Below are 15640 nucleotides of genomic sequence, written 5' to 3'. Positions count from 1 at the left end.
ATGGACACCGGCGCGTCGATCGCCCCGTACAACCATTTCGAGCTGGGTCAGCCGATCCTCACCGAGTACGTGTGGGGCCGCCAGGTCGGCGAGAACACCATCAACCCGTAGCCGGCGGCCGCGGTCAGATGCCGGTCCAGGTCTCGTCGAGCTCCTTCGCCACGTCGATCACCTGCGCGGCCTGTGACTGCGGGCTGTCGATCTCGCCGGCGACGTGCGCGGCGATGAAGCGGCGGATCTCGGCGTCGACACCGGCCAGGACGCGCAGCACCTCGCCGCGCATCGACTTCGAGGTCACCCGCACGGCGATGTCGGACGGCCGCGGCTTGTCCACGTCGATGATGAGCAGCAGCGGCTCGGCGGCCTTGGCGACGGCGCGCAGCGAGATCTCGCCGTGGACGGTGAACTTGGGCTTGTCGAGGCGCAGATCGATGGTCATGTCGATGGTGAGCGGGATGCGGATCGCAAAGGTGATCTCGGTGCCGATGTTGCGTCGCACCTTCGGATCGCCGATCTTGACCTTGGCGGTCACCTTGGCGATCTTGCCGGGTCCCTGGGCCATGGGCCCCATGTCGAACGAGTCGCCGGCGATCTCGGCGAACGCCGCGGCGACGCGGTCCTCGGTGACCGCGACCTCGAAGAACCGGCGGCCGAACTCTTCGTAGGTGATGTACTCGTGCGTCTGCATAAGGTCACTACCGTCTCACAACGAAGGGTGAAAGCCGTGGCGGACCGTGTGCTCGACGAACTGGGGTTCTATCTGTTGGCGGGCGCCGGCGGCGACGGGCCCGCCGCGCTGCCGGCGCAGACCCGCCACGGCGAAGCGCTCGGCCTCGGCACGGCCTTCATCTCCGAGCGCTGGAACGTCAAGGAGGCGTCGTCGCTGGTGGGCGCGGCGTGCGCGGTGAGCGAGCGCATGCAGATCGCCACGGCGGCGACGAACCACAACACCCGCCATCCGCTGATCACCGCGTCGTGGGCCACCACCATGCACCGGCTGTCGGGCGGCCGGTTCACGCTGGGCCTGGGCCGCGGAATCGCGGCGATGTACCGGGCGTTCGGGGTGCCCGCGGTCACGACGGCGCAGCTGGAGGACTTCGCGCAGGTGATGCGGCGGCTGTGGCACGGCGAGGTGATCGTCGCCCACGACGGCCCCATCGGCCGCTACGACCTGCTGTTCCTCGACCCCGACTTCGACGAGGACATCCGGCTGGCTGTGGTGGCGTTCGGCCCGCAGACCCTGGCGCTGGGCGGACGGCAGTTCGACGACGTCATCCTGCACACCTATTTCACCCCGGAGACGGTGGTGCGGTGCGTCAAGACCGTCAAGGACGCCGCCGAGCAGGCCGGTCGCGATCCCGCCGACGTGCGGGTGTGGTCCTGTCTCGCCACCGTCGGCGACCACCTGCCCGAAGAGCTGCGGCTCAAGAAGACCGTCGCCAGGCTCGCCACCTACCTGCAGGGCTACGGCGACCTGCTGGTGCGCACCAACGACTGGGATCCGGCTGTGCTGCAACGGTTCCGGGCGGATCCGGTGGTGGCGTCGATCCCCGGCGGCATCGACGCCAAGGCCACTGCCGAGCAGGTCGAGCACATCGCCACGCTGCTGCCCGACGAATGGTTGGCGCCCGCGGCGACCGGCTCGCCGGAGCAGTGCGCGGCCCGCGTCCGCTCCGAACTCGACCACGGCGCCGACGCGGTCATCATGCACGGCGCCACGCCGGCCGAACTGGAGCCCGTCGTGGCGGCGTACCGGGCCGCCGACTGACCGTCAGGCCCGTCGCTGCGCGATCAGGTGGGCGGCGTGGTCGAGGATGCACTGCAGCCCGTATTCGAAGTTGGCGTCGTCGGCCACACCGAGCCGGTGCCCGCGGTGGCTGAGGTCCGCGACGAGCGGTGTGGTGGCGGGATCGATCGGCGACGGTTCGTCGGGAGAGCGGGTGAGCCGGTGCAGGGTGCGGGCCCGCTCGTCGAGCCGGCTGAGCACCACCGAGCCGCGGACGTGCAGCGACACCGCCGAGTAGGTGTCGTAGGCGTCCTCGGGCGACAGCCCCGCCTCGACGAGCCCCGCCACCGCCGCCTCGATGGACCGGACCCCGAGCCGCCGGCCGCTGGCGCTCAGCGCGCCGCGGATCAGCACGAGGTCGGTGAGGATCGCGTTGCTCTTGAAGGTCGAGCGCAGCGCGTGGGCGTGGGCGTGCAGCGACTCCCGCCACTCGGCGGCCGCGACGTGGGGCGCGTCGATGGACACCTGCTGCAGCGCGCGGTCGGCCATGGCGTTGAGCAGGTCGTCCTTGCTGCGGAAGTACCAGTAGATGCTGGTGACGCCCACCGACAGGTGCCGGCCGAGCGCCGGCATGCTGAGGTTGTCGATCGACGTCGTCTGCGCGAGCTCGAACGCTCCGGCGACGATGTCGTCGGGGTTGATCGAGCCCCGCTGCCGGCGTTGCCGTTTGGCCGTGGGTTGCTGTGGGGAGGTTTGCTGCGGGGCGGGTCGCTGCGCCATGGGGCCTCCGTCCGTCGCGGCCGCATGTCGCCCCGCGTGCTGCTGAGACCAGGCACTTTACTCGCCGCGACGACGGGTCGAGCCGCTCACGGTAAGGGGGACGGGAGGGGTCCGGTCGGCGATCGGACGGTCCGCCACGGCGCCGCGGAACACCTGCTGTCGTCCGCCACCATTAGACTGCCGGTCACGAGAGGGAGGCGCACTGTGGGGAGAATCCTTCGGTCCGTGCTGTTGCTGTTGAGCGTCGTGGCGATGAGCTGCGCGGGAACGGCCACCGCCGCGGCGGCGGCGCCGGCGTCGGTCGCGCCGATCGCGTCGGTGTCGCCGTCGGCGGGCGAGTCGGTGGGGGTCGGGCAGCCCATCACCGTCCGCTACGCCGCCCCGGTCGCCGACCGGCCCGCCGCGGAGCGGTCGCTGCGCCTGCCGGCCGCGGCCGGCCCCGGCGAGGTCACCTGGCCCGACAGCCGCACGATGCGCTGGACGCCGCAGCAGTTGTGGCCCGCGCACCACGCGGTCACCTATTCGGTGGGCGGCCTCACCACGAACTTCACCACCCGGTCCGCGGTGGTCGGCGTGGCGGACCTGTCGGCGCACACCTTCACCGTGAGCGTCGACGACCAGGTGCTGCGCGAGATGCCGGCCTCGATGGGCAAGCCCGGGTTCGCCACGCCGATCGGCAACTTCACCGCGCTGGAGAAGCAGAAGTCCGTGGTGATGGACTCCCGCACCATCGGTATCCCGCTGAACTCCCCCAACGGCTACAAGCTGACGGTGCAGGACGCGGTGCGGGTGACGTGGGGTGGGGTGTACGTGCACTCGGCGCCGTGGTCGGTCGGATCGCAGGGTTCGGCCAACGTGAGCCACGGCTGCATCAACCTGAGCCCGGACAACGCGGCCTGGTACTACGACATGGTGAACATCGGCGACCCGATCATCGTCCGCGCCTGACCGGGCCACTGGTGTGTCACGCCACTGCCCGGGATAATTCGTCCCGCAGGTCCGCCGGTTCCGCCGGCGACCCCGACATCGGAGAGTTGCGAACATGACCGCATCGCCGCGCCCCCGTCCGGCCCGCTGGCCGGCGATTTTCGTCGCCGTCCTGGGGCTCTGCGCGGGCTTCCTGGCGCCGAGCGCCGCCGCTGCGCCGATCGGCTCGCCGGGCGCTCCACCGGATGTCGACGCGCTGGTGGCCGCCGTGGCACCCAGCACCGTCGACATCAGCACCAACCTGCGCTACCAGGAGGCGGCGGGCACCGGCACCGGGATCGTGCTGAGCAGCGGCGGGGAGGTGCTCACCAACAACCACGTCGTGGAGGGCGCCACCGATGTCAGTGCCGTGGAGAACGGCACCGGCCGCCGCTTCGGCGTGCAGGTGCTCGGCTACGACCGCAGCCGCGACATCGCGCTGGTGCGGCTGATCGGTGCCGACGGGCTGCGGCCGGCGGCCATCGGTGACTCGGGCGCGGTCGCCCCGGGCGATCCGATCGTGGCGATCGGCAACTCCGACGGCGTCGACGGCACGGTGGCCGCCGCGCCGGGCACCGTCGACGCGCTCAACCAGACCGTCACCGCGTTCTCCGAGCTCAGCGGATACGCCCGCGAGCTGACCGGGCTCATCGAGATCGACGCCGACCTGCGGCCCGGCGACTCGGGCGGTCCGCTGGTGAACGCCGCCGGGCAGGTCATCGGCGTCAACGCCGCCGGCAACGCCAACTTCGAGGTGGGCCGGCGCGGAACGGGATTCGCGATCCCGATCAGCCAGGCGCTGGGCATCGCGAACCAGATCCGCGCCGGGGTTCCGTCCGACACGGTCCACATCGGGCCCACGCCGTTCCTCGGCATCGCCGGCACCGGCCTCGACGACGTCAACGTGCCCGGCGTGCTGGTGCGCGACGTCCTCCCGGACACGCCCGCGGCGGCGCTGGGGCTGCGCGGCGGCGACGTGATCGTCTCCTTCGACAACCAGCCGGTCGACAACCCGACGACGCTGGCCACGCTGATCGACCGGCACGTCCCGGGCGACCGCGTGACCGTCGGCTGGATCGACCCGAGCGGCGCGGCGCGCAGCGGCGACGTGGTGCTGGTCGCCGGGCCGGTCGGCTGAGGCCGGTTCAACCCCGCCAGGACGTCCAGCGCGTCACGCTCACCGCGATCACCGGACCGGTCAGCGAGACCGTTCGGTATTGCGGATACTTCGCCCGCAGGGCGGCATAGCCCGCCGCCAGCCCCGATCCGGCGGCGTGGATGGCGGCGGTGCCGTCGGCGCGCACCCACCACAGCGCCGACCAGTCGTCGTGGTATTCGTCGACCAACAGGCTGACGTGCGGGTTGCGCTCGATGTTCCGCAGCCGCCGCAGCCGCGGTGTCGTCTTGGGTTTGGCGTCGACGGCGGTGTAGACGACGTCGCCGGCGTCGCTGCGCTGCAGGGCGAACACCACCGGCACCAGGTGCGGGGCGTCGGCGCCGCAGGTTGCCAGCCGCGCGACGGGCGCCGCACCGAAGGCGGCCGCGGGATCGTCGGTCGACGCCGGTGCATCCATGGTTTCGACAGTACGAGCGACACGCGGACCGCAATCAGATCGGCTTCTTGGAGATCGGCGGCGAGATCGGCGTGCGCGTCGAGCGCGTGAGCCGCGGCTGGCGCCGACCGCGCCTGCAGACCGTGATCGAGCAGAAGCTGCTCTAACGCACTTCCATGCGGTCGCGCAGCCGGGACAGCGCCCGCGCCAGTAGCCGGGAGACGTGCATCTGGGACACCCCGATCTGGGCGGCGATCTGCGACTGCGTCTGCTGTTCGAAGAAGCGCAGCACCAGGATCCGACGTTCCCGCTCGGGCAGCGATTCGAGCAGCGGCAGCAGCGCCTGCCGGTTCTCGACGTGGTCGAGCCGGACATCCGGTCCGCCGATGCGGTCGGCGATGCCGGGCATGTCGTCGTCATCGCCACCGTTGTTGAAGATCGACGACGCGTTGTACGAGGTGCCCGCGACGAGCCCTTCGATCACCTGCTCGCGCGGCAGCTCGAGTTCGGCGGCGAGTTCGGACGGTGTCGGCGCCCGGCCCAGCCGCTGCGACATCTCGGCGGTCGTCACCCCGATCCGCAGGTGCAGTTCCTTCAACCGGCGCGGCACGGACAGCGACCAGCCGAAGTCGCGGAAGTGGCGGCGGACCTCACCCATGATGGTCGGCACCGCAAAGGACAGGAAGTCAGAGCCGTTGCCGACGTCATAGCGGTTGACGGCGTTCACCAGACCCAGCCGGGCCACCTGCAGCAGGTCCTCGTGCGGTTCGCCGCGGCCGTCGAACCGGCGCGCGATGTGTTCGGCGAGCGGCAGGCACCGCTCGGTGATGCGGTCACGCTGCCGTCGGTACTGCGGCGAATCCGGCGCCAGGCGCTCGAGCTCGCGGAACATGTCCGGGACGTCGGCGTACTCCCCGGAGCGCCGCGCTCGCGGCGGAGTCATCATCGTGGTCATGCGGCCAACCTCACCCGACCCGGTGACGGGTCGACTAGCTGTGCCCCGAGCGCTGTGAACGCACGCGGCTAAGCAGGAGTCGAGCGGACGGCTTCACTCGCGGATGGACAGCTCGCACCCCGCAGCGGCTGTGGCGGGAATCTGCTTACCCTGGTGACCGGCGCGAAGAGGTGCTCATTCGGCCCGGTCCGGTGCGGAGCTCGGAAGCTGCCCTCACTCTAGCCGGTGCGGCCGGTTCATGCAGCTCCCTCCCCAGATCACAGCCGTCCTGCCGATTACGCCTGCAACCCAGCGGGTACCAAGCGCGACATGCCCGAATCGAAGGAGACATCCGAGCTCGACGACGACGGACCGGCACGCCGCACCGCACACGAGCGCGAGGTGGTCGGCGCCGACGCCCCGGACGTCGAGGCATAATCCGCCGATGGCCCGGGTCGATGTCACCGTCACGTCCGATCTGCGCCCGATGGAGGCTTGGGCGATGGCCTCGGACCTGGAGCGGTTCGACGAGTGGATGACGATCTTCGGCGGCTGGCGCAGCCCGCTGCCGGCGCAGATCGAAGAGGGCACCCGTGTGTCGTCGCTCATCAAGGTCAAGGGCTTCCGCAACGTGATCCATTGGGAGGTCACGCGTTTCGAGGTGCCCACCGCCATCGCGATGACGGGTCACGGCCGCGGCGGCGTTCGCATCACGCTGACCATGTTGATCGCCGAGCGGGATCCGGGGACAGAGTTCCACCTGCTGGCCGACTTCTCCGGTGGCCTGCTCAACACGAAGATCGGTGACCTGACCGCCCGCGTCCTCGAATCCGACGTCCGGAAGTCGGTGCGGAACCTGGCGGCGCTGCGCTGACCGCCGCTCAGCGGGCGCGTCGGGTGAGTTCCACCGCGGCCGAACGCAATTCGTCGATCGACGACAGCGCGCGGCCGTAGCCGGCGCGGGTGTACGCGGGGCCGCGCGGTGTGGTGACCCGCAGGTCGAGGCCGTACCGGTCCGCGCCCTCGCACACCGCCGCGGTGGCGTCGGGATAGCCGCCCAGCCGCTGCGCAATCGCCAGCAGCGCACCGGCGTGGTCGTCGTTCAGGTGGGCCACCGCCGGCGCCGCGTGCGGCCGCACCGGGTCGGGTTCGGCGGCCGAATACTGCTCTGCGGTGGCCGATTCCATGCGGCCGTAACCGCCGACCCAGCGGACCCGCTGCACCCGGAGCACCCAGACCGTGAAGTCGCTGTAGTCGACGTAGTACCGCGCGGCGGGTACGGCCGCGACGTGCGCGGCGCGGGCCGCCGCCAGCTCGTCACCCGCCGGCTGCTCGACCACCCCGGCCAGCGTGATGCGCGGGTTCGCCAGCGGATCGGTCGAGGCGCCGGCCGCCACGATCGCGAGGCTGGCGCGCGGATCGGCGGCGAGGTTGCGGCCGTGTTCGGCCAGCTGCGACACACACAGCACCGGAGCACCGCCCAGCAGCCCGTAGGTGACGAACGACGCCCACGGATCACCGGCGCCGGTCAGGCTCGCCAGGGTCGCGGCGTTGGTGGCGGCGGCGATGGTGCGGGCCTCCTCGGCAGCCGAGGGCCGGGACGGGTCCGCGACGTCGGTCAGCGGCGGTGCCATGGTGGGCGCATCGCCCGGATCGCCGTGGTCGCGTGGCATCGCCGCACCTTACCGCTCCGGCGCCGCCGGCCCGTCGCCCTTCTCGAACGACACCTTCACCCGTTCGAAACCCTTGGCCTGCTGCGCTTTCGCGAGCCCGGCGTAGGTGCGGCGGTCGCCGGCGGTGAGATCGACGTCGTCGGTGAACGGTGTGAGCAGCGCCCGCGGATACAGCCGGTTCACGCGAACGGCGTTGAGCTCCGCGGTCAGCACCAGGGACACCGCCACCAGGTACAAAAAGGCCAGCAGGCCCAGCACGAGCGCGAAGATGCTGTTGGTGACCGAGGCGCCGCGCACCACGTTGCCGACGTAGACGGCGCCGAACCACTGCAGCAGCTGCCACACCAGCGCCGCGCACACGGCGCCGGGCAGGATCTCCCGGAACGCGAGCCGGCGCGGCGTCGCCACCCGGAACGCCACCGCGCAGACCGCGGTGTTGATCAGCAGCGCCGCCGCGATCAGCCCCACCTTGGCCGGCGCCACCGCCGACGAGGCCCGTCCCACCGCGGCGAGCAGGGTCGTGCCGAGCAGCGCCGAACCGAGCACCAGCAGCAGCAGCAGGCTGCGCAGCCGTGACCGGATGGGGTCGGGCCGGGAGCTGCGCGGCACCGCCCACACGGTCGCCATCGCGTTCTGTGTGGCCTGTCCGGCGCCCAGGCCGCCGTAGAGCGCCAGCGCGATGCCGATCGCGACGCCGGAGGCCCCGCCGCTGAGCTGGCGGGGCTGACCGAGCTGGCTGCCGATGACCGGGAACTGCGCCAGCGCCGAGTCCAGGATGGCCTCCTGCAGGTCGGGCCGGTCCGCGAGCACCAGTCCGAGCACGGTCGTCAGCAGGAGCAGCAGCGGGAACAGGGACAGGAATGCGTAGTAGGCGATGAGCGCCGCAAGGTAGTAACCCTGGTCGTCGGCGTACTTGTAGACGACCGCGATGACGAACCCGGCCGCGCGGGAGCGGCGTTGGAGCCGATCAAGCCACCCGACCATGCCGCACTCCGCCCGACCTTGTGTGTGCCCGACTCGATGTTCGAGCAGGTGATACCCGACGCGCACCAGCGGTAATCGCCGTGCCGGACAGCGGAAACGCGATGCCGCACCGCGCCACTCGGTTCAGCTCGTGGCGAGTGGGTAGTTTGATCCTGATGGACCCGACGAGAGACCGTGACGCACCCGCCGAGCACGATCCCGCAGCGGGCAGCCATGTCGAGGACGGGGTCGTCGAACACCCGACGGCCGACGACTTCGGGCATGCGCGCATCCTGCCCACCGACCGCACCTGGTACAAGCGTGCCGTTTTCTACGAGGTGCTGGTCCGCGCGTTCTACGACTCGAACTCCGACGGGTCGGGGGATCTGCGCGGCCTGATCGACCGGCTGGACTACCTCAAGTGGCTCGGTGTCGACTGCCTGTGGCTGCCGCCGTTCTACGACTCACCGCTGCGCGACGGCGGCTACGACATCCGCGACTTCTATCGGGTGCTGCCCGAATTCGGCACCGTCGAGGACTTCGTCGCGCTGCTCGACGCGGCCCACCGGCGCGGCATCCGCGTCATCACCGACCTCGTCATGAACCACACCTCGGATTCGCACGAGTGGTTCCAGGAGTCGCGCCGCAACCCCGACGGCCCTTACGGCGACTACTACGTGTGGAGTGACACCAGCCAGAAGTACTCCGACGCGCGGATCATCTTCGTCGACACCGAGGAGTCCAACTGGACCTTCGACCCGGTGCGCAAGCAGTTCTACTGGCACCGGTTCTTCAGCCATCAGCCCGACCTGAACTACGACAACCCCGCGGTTCAGGAAGCGATGATCGACGTGCTGCGCTTCTGGCTGGACCTCGGCATCGACGGCTTCCGGCTCGACGCGGTGCCCTACCTGTTCGAGCGCGAGGGCACCAACTGCGAGAACCTGCCCGAGACGCATGCGTTCCTCAAGCACTGCCGCAAGGTGATCGACGACGAGTATCCCGGCCGCGTGTTGTTGGCCGAGGCCAACCAGTGGCCGGCCGACGTCGTCGAGTACTTCGGCGACCCCGACACCGGCGGCGACGAATGCCACATGGCCTTCCACTTCCCGCTGATGCCGCGCATCTTCATGGCCGTCCGCCGCGAATCCCGGTTCCCGATCTCAGAGATCCTCGCCAACACCCCCAACATCCCGGAGATGGCGCAGTGGGGGATCTTCCTGCGCAACCACGACGAGCTGACGCTGGAGATGGTCACCGACGAAGAGCGCGACTACATGTACGCCGAGTACGCCAAGGATCCGCGGATGAAGGCGAACGTCGGCATCCGGCGGCGGCTCGCGCCGCTGCTGGAGAACGACCGCAACCAGATCGAGCTGTTCACCGCGCTGCTGCTCAGCCTCCCCGGATCGCCGGTGCTGTACTACGGCGACGAGATCGGGATGGGCGACATCATCTGGCTGGGCGACCGCGACGGCGTGCGCACCCCGATGCAGTGGACGCCAGACCGCAACGCCGGGTTCTCCACCGCCACCCCGGGTCGGCTCTACCTGCCGCCCAACCAGGACGCCATCTACGGCTACCAGGCGGTGAACGTCGAAGCGCAGCGCGACATCTCGAACTCGCTGCTGAACTGGACGCGCACCATGCTCGCGGTCCGGCGCCGGCACGACGCCTTTGCGATCGGCGACTTCCGGGAGTTGGGCGGGTCCAACCCGTCGGTGCTGGCCTACCTCCGCGAAGCGGGCAACGACGTGGTGCTCTGCGTCAACAACCTGTCGCGCTTCCCGCAGCCCATCGAGCTGAACCTGCAGCACTGGAGCGGCTACACGCCGGTGGAGCTCACCGGCCACGTCGACTTCCCACGCATCGGACAGCTGCCGTACCTGCTGACGCTCCCCGGGCACGGTTTCTACTGGTTCCGGTTGGATCCGTCGGAGGAGGTGCCGGCATGAGCCTGCCCTTCGCCGAATGGCTTCCGCAGCAACGGTGGTATGCGGGCCGCACCCGCACGTTGACGTCGGCCGAGCCCGCCACCGTCGTACCGCTGCGCGACGACCTCGACCTGTATCTCGTCGACGCCGCGTATGTCGACGGCACCGTCGAGCGCTACCAGGTGCTGGTGCGGTGGGACACCGCGCCCGTCGAGGAGTACAGCACCGTCGCCACCATCGGGACCGACGGGAACCGCACCGGCTACGACGCCCTCTACGACCCGGCCGCGGCGACCTTTCTGCTGTCGCTGATCGATTCCTCCGGCAGCATCGGCGATCTGACGTTCACCAAGGAGCCGGGCGTCGAGCTGCCGCTCGAGGCGATGCCGTGGGTGGCCAGCGCCGAGCAGAGCAACACCAGCGTCATCTTCGAGGAGCGCGCGATCCTCAAAGTGTTCCGCCGCGTCACGGTCGGCGTCAATCCGGACATCGAGCTGAACCGGGTGCTGGGGCGCGCCGGAAACCCGCACGTGGCCAAGCTCTACGGGTCCTATGAGTTGACGGTCGACGGCGAGCCTGCGTCGCTGGGCATGGTGACCGCCTACGCCACCAACAGTGCCGAGGGCTGGGACATGGCGACCGCCAGCGCCCGCGACCTGTTCGCCGAGGGCGACCTGTACGCCGACGAGGTGGGCGGCGACTTCGCCGCCGAGTCCTACCGGCTGGGCGAGGCGGTGGCCTCCGTGCACGCCGAGCTCGCCCGGTCGCTGGGGACCTCGACGGCGCCGTTCCCGGTCGAGGCCATGCTGAACCGGCTGTCGAACGCCGCGGCCACCGTCTCGGAGCTGTCCGAGTACGTGCCCGCGCTCGAGGAGCGGTTCCGGGCGCTCGACGGCCGGGAGATCACCGTCCAGCGCATGCACGGCGACCTGCACCTCGGGCAGGTGCTCCGCACACCCGAACGGTGGTTGCTCATCGACTTCGAGGGCGAGCCCGGACAGCCCCTGGCCGAACGCCGCAAGCCGGACTCGCCGCTGCGCGACGTGGCGGGCGTGCTGCGCTCCTACGAGTACGCGGCCTATCAGCGGCTGGTCGACCAGCCGCCGGAGCAGGAACGGCAGCTCGCCGCCCGGGCGCGGGAATGGGTGCAGCGCAACTGCGAATCCTTCTGCGACGGGTACGCCGCCGGCGCCGACGCCGATCCGCGCGAGTCGTCGGACGTGCTGGCGGCCTACGAGCTGGACAAGGCCGTCTACGAAGCGGCGTACGAGGCGCGCTACCGGCCGAGCTGGCTACGCATCCCGCTGCGGTCCATCGCCAAGCTCGTCGGCTGACACGCCGTCGGGGTCCGGGTCGTCGCGGGTCCACGCCAGGATCGCGGCCGGCGTGGCGCCGCCGATCATCAGCGTGGTGAGCGCGAGCAGGCCGCCGGCGTAGGCCATGTTCTCGTCGGTGCCGTGCGTGATCACCCCGCCGACGATCAGGTAGGCGACGGGCAGCATCGTCAGGTACTGCGTCACGGTCAGCCCGATGGACCGCGCGCTGTTGCGCTGCTGCATCTCGTACTCGTCGAGGGCGGTCGCCGGGGCGTCGGCCTGGCGGGAGACCACCACCTGCAGCATGGTCCACAGTGCGGCGAAGGCGAGGGTGGCCGGCAGCCAGATCAGGGGCGCCCAGCGCAGGCCGGCGGCGGTCAGCACGCCGACGGCGAGCATCACGGCGAAGGTCAGCCCGAGCGCGACGACCAGCGTCCGGCGGCGCCGGCGCGTCCGCCAGCTGGGCAGCCACGTCGACCAGGCGGCCTCCTGCCGCAGGAAGCGCCGGGTGCGGTAGTCCTGGTAGCTCTCGATGACGGTGGCGGATCGACGGTCAGCCATGCGGGGTGCCTCCTTGCGGCGGTCGCCGGTAGTACTCCGTGGACAGCGGTGCGAATTCGGTCCGCGAGAACACCGCCTCGACCGGGAGGTCGAAGACCTCGCAGATGCGCAGCGCCAGGTCGAGGCTGGGGTAGTGGTCGCCGCGCTCCAGTGCGCCGACCGTCTGCGGGTTGACGTCGATGAGCGCGGCGAGCTGCGCGCGACTCATCCGGCGTTCCGCCCGCAGGACGGCGATCCGGTTGAAGATGGGGCGGCTGCCACCCCGGCGGACCGGACTCACCTAATCAAGTGTTGGAAAAACATAACGACTTGTCAAGTTTGATTGCCTGACGGGGGTGTCGGGGACACGACGAAGCTCCCGGCCGCTGCGGCGACCGGGAGCTTCGTGGTGGTGGGCGTCAGACCGTCGGCGCGGCCCCCAGCACACGCTGCAGGTCGGGCTTCATGGCCTGCAGTTGCTGGCCCCAGTAACCCCAGCTGTGCGTGCCGTTGGCGGGGAAGTTGAACACCCCGTTGCGGCCGCCGGCGGCCAGGTAGTTGTCCTTGAAGGTCACGTTGGTGCGCAGCGTGAACCCTTCGAGGAACTGGGCGGCCATCAGGTTGTTGCCCGGCGTGCCGCTGTCGAGCTCCGACGGGGTGCCGGTGCCGCAGTACACCCAGATGCGGGTGTTGTTGGCGACGAGCCGCGGGATGTTGACCATCGGGTCGTTGCGCCGCCAGGCCGGGTCGCTCGACGGGCCCCACATGCTGGTGGCGTTGTAGCCGCCGGCGTCGTTCATCGCCAGCCCGATCAACATCGGCCACCAGCCCTCGGACGGGTTGAGGAAGCCCGACAGCGACGCGGCGTAGACGAACTTCTGCGGGTACCAGGTCGCGAGGGTCAGCGCCGCGCCGCCTGCCATCGAAAGGCCCACGGCCGCATTGCCGTTCGGGTCGACGCCCTTGTTGGCCTGCAGGTAGGCGGGCAGCTCCTGGGTGAGGAAGGTCTCCCACTTGTAGGTGTAGGTCTGACCGTTGCCCTGCGACGGCTGGTACCAGTCGGTGTAGAAGCTCGACTGCCCGCCGACGGGCATCACCGTCGACAGCCCCGAGCCGTAGAACCACTCGAACGCCGGGGTGTTGATGTCCCAGCCGTTGAAGTCGTCCTGGGCGCGCAGGCCGTCGAGCAGATAGACCGCGTGCGGTCCGCCGCCCTGGAACTGCACCTTGATCTCGCGTCCCATCGACGGCGACGGCACCATCAGGTACTCGACGGGCAGGCCGGGCCGCGAGAAGGCGCCGGCCGTCGCGGTTTGGCCCGCGAAACCGATCAGGCCCGGGATCGCGGCCGCTGCGACCGCGGCAACCGCCAGCCGCCTAATCCGCGCCTTTGCCGAACGTCGTAACTTGCCACCGATAGTCACGGTTGTCTCCTCTGTCGCGTCTCGTGAGCCGCACCAGGCGGTCGGTACCACTGCACCAGAAGTGAAGCATGGGGCAGATGTGACTCCAGGGGTGTGCGTGCGCATGTCTGATCGCGGTTCGACAACGGTTGGGCGACGCCGCCGTATCGGCGATCACTGCCCGCGAGCGTGCGCGGAGTGCACGCACTTTGCGGCGCGCCGCCGTACAGACACGCACGCTCGCGGAACCGAGGCGAGGGCTTACCAGCGGTTGGTGAGGCGCATGCGGACGGGACGGCCGTCGGGGTCGTAGAACATCCGGTAGACCGGCGTGGCCCACAGCCGGGTGAAGCGGCGCAGCGACTCCGGCTTGTGGGGCCGCAGCCGGCCGGGCGGCCGCGGTCCGCTGCGGCCGGCGCGGTACCACTCGTCGAGCGCCGCGGCCGACGCGGTGACGGCCTCCACCGCGTCGGCCGGGTCGATCAGCCCGTCGTCGGAGTCGGCGTCGAGGTGCTCGCGCATGAGATGCAGCCGCAGCTCGCGGGCGAACACCCGAGCGCCGTCACCGAGCCCGGCCGGGTCGGCGGGCGGCCGGGCGTCGCGGGTGTTGTCGAGCACGGCACACGAGAGCTCGCTGTCGTGGGTCCAGGATCGGCGGTTGAAATTGTCGCTGCCGACCGACGCCCACACGTCGTCGATGACGCAGACCTTTGCGTGCACGTACACCGGTGTGCCGGAATGATTCTCGACGTCGAAGATGTGCACGCGGCCCGGGTCGGCGCGCCGGCACACCTCGATCGCCTGCTGGCGGCCGACCTGGTTGGGCGGCAGCGACAGCTTGCCGTCGACGTCGGGATACCGCGGCACCACCGCGATCAGGTGCAGCTGCGGGTGTTCGCGCAGCGCGGCCGCGAACAGCTTCGCGACGTCGGTGGACCACAGGTACTGGTCTTCGAGATAGATGAGCCGGCGCGCCCGTCGCACCGCCTTGGTGTAGCCGCGGGCGATGCTGCGCTCGCCGTCGGGTGCGAAGCTGACCTTGCGCCGGGTGTCGGGATAGGTGCGCAGCGGCTGGACGGCGTGCGGTCCGCACTCCGGCGGGTCGGGAGGCTGCGGCGGCAGCGGATCGGGCACCAGGTCGGCGCCGCGGATCTTGTCCTGCAGCCAGGCGATCGGGGAGTTGAGGTCCAGCGACGCCGGGTCCTCCCACCGCTCACGGAACGTCAGATCGAGCGCGCCGACCACCGGCCCCCGCACCGCGAGCTGGACGTCGTGCCACGGCGGGGTGTCGCCGTAGTGCGGCGACATCTGCACAGCCTGCGGATCCCCCTGGTGCGTGGCGTCGTCGCGGCGGCTGTGGCACAGGTCGATCCCGCCGACGAAGGCCACGTCGCGTTCGGGCGCGCTCGGGTGGCGGATCACGACGAGCTTCTGGTGATGCGAGCCGCCGAACTTCACCCGCTGATCGAGCAGCACCTCGCCGCCGGCCGCCTCGATGGCCTCGCCGAGGTGCTGGTTCTCCTGCTCGCTGTAGGCGAACGTGTCGAGATGCGATCGCCACACCAGGCCCTTGACGACGACCCCGCGCGCCGCGGCGCCGCTGAACAGCTCACGGATGGTCGGCCCGTCGGGGCGCAGGCGTTCGTCGGGATCGCCCCGCCAGTCCGTGAAGAAGACGCAGTCGCCGGGCGCGCAGGCCTCGACCTCGTCGACCAGCCGATCGAAATAGGTGGCGCCGTGCACCAGCGGCTCGACGCGATTGCCCGTACGCCACGCCGGGATGTCCGACGCCGGGTTGCCGCGCTCCTCGCCGGTCAGGAACCAGTCGGTGACCTCGGGCGCCGCCATCGCG

Annotated in this window: 17 protein-coding genes; 7 read left to right on the top strand and 10 right to left on the bottom strand. The window is 70.5% G+C overall.

The window, feature by feature from the left end; translation table 11 throughout:
* A partial coding sequence (locus tag LV457_RS19385) for a hypothetical protein (protein WP_232170416.1) occupies positions 1–111 on the top strand: 111 nt, incomplete at its 5' end.
* A 13-nt stretch (positions 112–124) separates the two neighbouring features.
* Here the strand turns inward: LV457_RS19385 and LV457_RS19380 are convergent.
* A complete protein-coding gene (locus LV457_RS19380) occupies positions 125–688 on the bottom strand; it encodes a hypothetical protein (protein WP_232173171.1) in 564 nt (187 codons plus the stop codon).
* A 36-nt stretch (positions 689–724) separates the two neighbouring features.
* Between LV457_RS19380 and LV457_RS19375 the strand changes: the two genes are divergently transcribed.
* The gene (locus tag LV457_RS19375) at positions 725–1768 is read left to right on the top strand and encodes a TIGR03857 family LLM class F420-dependent oxidoreductase (RefSeq protein ID WP_232173170.1); all 1044 of its coding nucleotides are present in this window, start codon (positions 725–727) and stop codon (positions 1766–1768) included.
* Between the two features lie 3 nt (positions 1769–1771).
* Here LV457_RS19375 and LV457_RS19370 read toward each other — a convergent pair whose 3' ends face one another.
* Positions 1772–2506, bottom strand: a complete 735-nt coding sequence (locus tag LV457_RS19370) for a TetR/AcrR family transcriptional regulator (protein WP_232173169.1) — start codon at positions 2504–2506, stop codon at positions 1772–1774.
* A gap of 225 nt (positions 2507–2731) precedes the next feature.
* Between LV457_RS19370 and LV457_RS19365 the strand changes: the two genes are divergently transcribed.
* Positions 2732–3454 (top strand): L,D-transpeptidase, encoded by a 723-nt coding sequence (locus LV457_RS19365; RefSeq protein ID WP_308192228.1) that lies wholly within the window; start codon positions 2732–2734, stop codon positions 3452–3454.
* Between the two features lie 94 nt (positions 3455–3548).
* On the top strand, positions 3549–4610 hold the full coding sequence (locus LV457_RS19360; protein WP_232173168.1) for a S1C family serine protease: 1062 nt from the start codon (positions 3549–3551) through the stop codon (positions 4608–4610).
* A gap of 7 nt (positions 4611–4617) precedes the next feature.
* On the opposite strand, the gene LV457_RS19355 is transcribed toward LV457_RS19360, so the two are convergent.
* Positions 4618–5046: a TIGR03668 family PPOX class F420-dependent oxidoreductase gene (locus LV457_RS19355; protein ID WP_232173167.1), complete on the bottom strand. Its 429-nt coding sequence runs from the start codon at positions 5044–5046 to the stop codon at positions 4618–4620.
* Positions 5047–5188: 142 nt separating this feature from the next.
* Positions 5189–5980 (bottom strand): SigB/SigF/SigG family RNA polymerase sigma factor, encoded by a 792-nt coding sequence (locus LV457_RS19350; protein WP_232173166.1) that lies wholly within the window; start codon positions 5978–5980, stop codon positions 5189–5191.
* A 424-nt stretch (positions 5981–6404) separates the two neighbouring features.
* Between LV457_RS19350 and LV457_RS19345 the strand changes: the two genes are divergently transcribed.
* Positions 6405–6833, top strand: coding sequence for an SRPBCC family protein (locus tag LV457_RS19345; protein WP_232173165.1), 429 nt, complete (start codon positions 6405–6407; stop codon positions 6831–6833).
* 7 nt (positions 6834–6840) lie between these two features.
* On the opposite strand, the gene LV457_RS19340 is transcribed toward LV457_RS19345, so the two are convergent.
* Together LV457_RS19340 and LV457_RS19335 are read right to left on the bottom strand one after the other, a co-directional pair.
* Positions 6841–7632, bottom strand: a complete 792-nt coding sequence (locus LV457_RS19340; protein WP_232173164.1) for a HugZ family protein — start codon at positions 7630–7632, stop codon at positions 6841–6843.
* 9 nt (positions 7633–7641) lie between these two features.
* A complete protein-coding gene (locus LV457_RS19335) occupies positions 7642–8616 on the bottom strand; it encodes a YihY/virulence factor BrkB family protein (protein WP_232173163.1) in 975 nt (324 codons plus the stop codon).
* Positions 8617–8771: 155 nt separating this feature from the next.
* Here LV457_RS19335 and treS point away from each other — a divergent pair, with 155 nt between their 5' ends.
* Together treS and LV457_RS19325 are read left to right on the top strand one after the other, a co-directional pair.
* Positions 8772–10550, top strand: a complete 1779-nt coding sequence (gene treS / locus LV457_RS19330; RefSeq protein ID WP_232173162.1) for a maltose alpha-D-glucosyltransferase — start codon at positions 8772–8774, stop codon at positions 10548–10550.
* Positions 10547–11863 (top strand): maltokinase, encoded by a 1317-nt coding sequence (locus LV457_RS19325; protein WP_232173161.1) that lies wholly within the window; start codon positions 10547–10549, stop codon positions 11861–11863. The genes treS and LV457_RS19325 overlap by 4 nt, the downstream gene beginning before the upstream one ends.
* On the opposite strand, the gene LV457_RS19320 is transcribed toward LV457_RS19325, so the two are convergent.
* From LV457_RS19320 to LV457_RS19305, 4 genes are all read right to left on the bottom strand, one after another.
* The gene (locus LV457_RS19320; RefSeq protein ID WP_232173160.1) at positions 11822–12406 is read right to left on the bottom strand and encodes a hypothetical protein; all 585 of its coding nucleotides are present in this window, start codon (positions 12404–12406) and stop codon (positions 11822–11824) included. The genes LV457_RS19325 and LV457_RS19320 overlap by 42 nt on opposite strands.
* Positions 12399–12686, bottom strand: a complete 288-nt coding sequence (locus LV457_RS19315) for a helix-turn-helix transcriptional regulator (protein ID WP_232173159.1) — start codon at positions 12684–12686, stop codon at positions 12399–12401. Before LV457_RS19315 ends, LV457_RS19320 begins: the two co-directional genes overlap by 8 nt.
* A gap of 118 nt (positions 12687–12804) precedes the next feature.
* Positions 12805–13809 (bottom strand): esterase family protein, encoded by a 1005-nt coding sequence (locus LV457_RS19310; protein ID WP_232173158.1) that lies wholly within the window; start codon positions 13807–13809, stop codon positions 12805–12807.
* A 240-nt stretch (positions 13810–14049) separates the two neighbouring features.
* Positions 14050–15636, bottom strand: a complete 1587-nt coding sequence (locus LV457_RS19305; RefSeq protein ID WP_232173157.1) for a phospholipase D-like domain-containing protein — start codon at positions 15634–15636, stop codon at positions 14050–14052.
* Positions 15637–15640 lie beyond the last annotated feature (4 nt).

The organism is Mycobacterium sp. MYCO198283 (assembly GCF_021213805.1).
Taxonomy (GTDB): Bacteria; Actinomycetota; Actinomycetes; order Mycobacteriales; family Mycobacteriaceae; genus Mycobacterium.
Note: the sequence above shows the minus strand (reverse complement) of the source record. Positions and strands in the feature narration are given on the sequence as shown.

What these genes read in the sequence shown, in the direction of transcription:
- LV457_RS19380 (WP_232173171.1), bottom strand. Translation starts at nt 688, where the DNA reads ATGCAGACGCACGAGTACATCACCTACGAAGAGTTCGGCCGCCGGTTC.
- LV457_RS19370 (WP_232173169.1), bottom strand. Translation starts at nt 2,506, where the DNA reads ATGGCGCAGCGACCCGCCCCGCAGCAAACCTCCCCACAGCAACCCACG.
- LV457_RS19360 (WP_232173168.1), top strand. Translation starts at nt 3,549, where the DNA reads ATGACCGCATCGCCGCGCCCCCGTCCGGCCCGCTGGCCGGCGATTTTC.
- LV457_RS19355 (WP_232173167.1), bottom strand. Translation starts at nt 5,046, where the DNA reads ATGGATGCACCGGCGTCGACCGACGATCCCGCGGCCGCCTTCGGTGCG.
- LV457_RS19350 (WP_232173166.1), bottom strand. Translation starts at nt 5,980, where the DNA reads ATGACCACGATGATGACTCCGCCGCGAGCGCGGCGCTCCGGGGAGTAC.
- LV457_RS19345 (WP_232173165.1), top strand. Translation starts at nt 6,405, where the DNA reads ATGGCCCGGGTCGATGTCACCGTCACGTCCGATCTGCGCCCGATGGAG.
- LV457_RS19340 (WP_232173164.1), bottom strand. Translation starts at nt 7,632, where the DNA reads ATGCCACGCGACCACGGCGATCCGGGCGATGCGCCCACCATGGCACCG.
- LV457_RS19335 (WP_232173163.1), bottom strand. Translation starts at nt 8,616, where the DNA reads ATGGTCGGGTGGCTTGATCGGCTCCAACGCCGCTCCCGCGCGGCCGGG.
- treS (WP_232173162.1), top strand. Translation starts at nt 8,772, where the DNA reads ATGGACCCGACGAGAGACCGTGACGCACCCGCCGAGCACGATCCCGCA.
- LV457_RS19325 (WP_232173161.1), top strand. Translation starts at nt 10,547, where the DNA reads ATGAGCCTGCCCTTCGCCGAATGGCTTCCGCAGCAACGGTGGTATGCG.
- LV457_RS19320 (WP_232173160.1), bottom strand. Translation starts at nt 12,406, where the DNA reads ATGGCTGACCGTCGATCCGCCACCGTCATCGAGAGCTACCAGGACTAC.
- LV457_RS19305 (WP_232173157.1), bottom strand. Translation starts at nt 15,636, where the DNA reads ATGGCGGCGCCCGAGGTCACCGACTGGTTCCTGACCGGCGAGGAGCGC.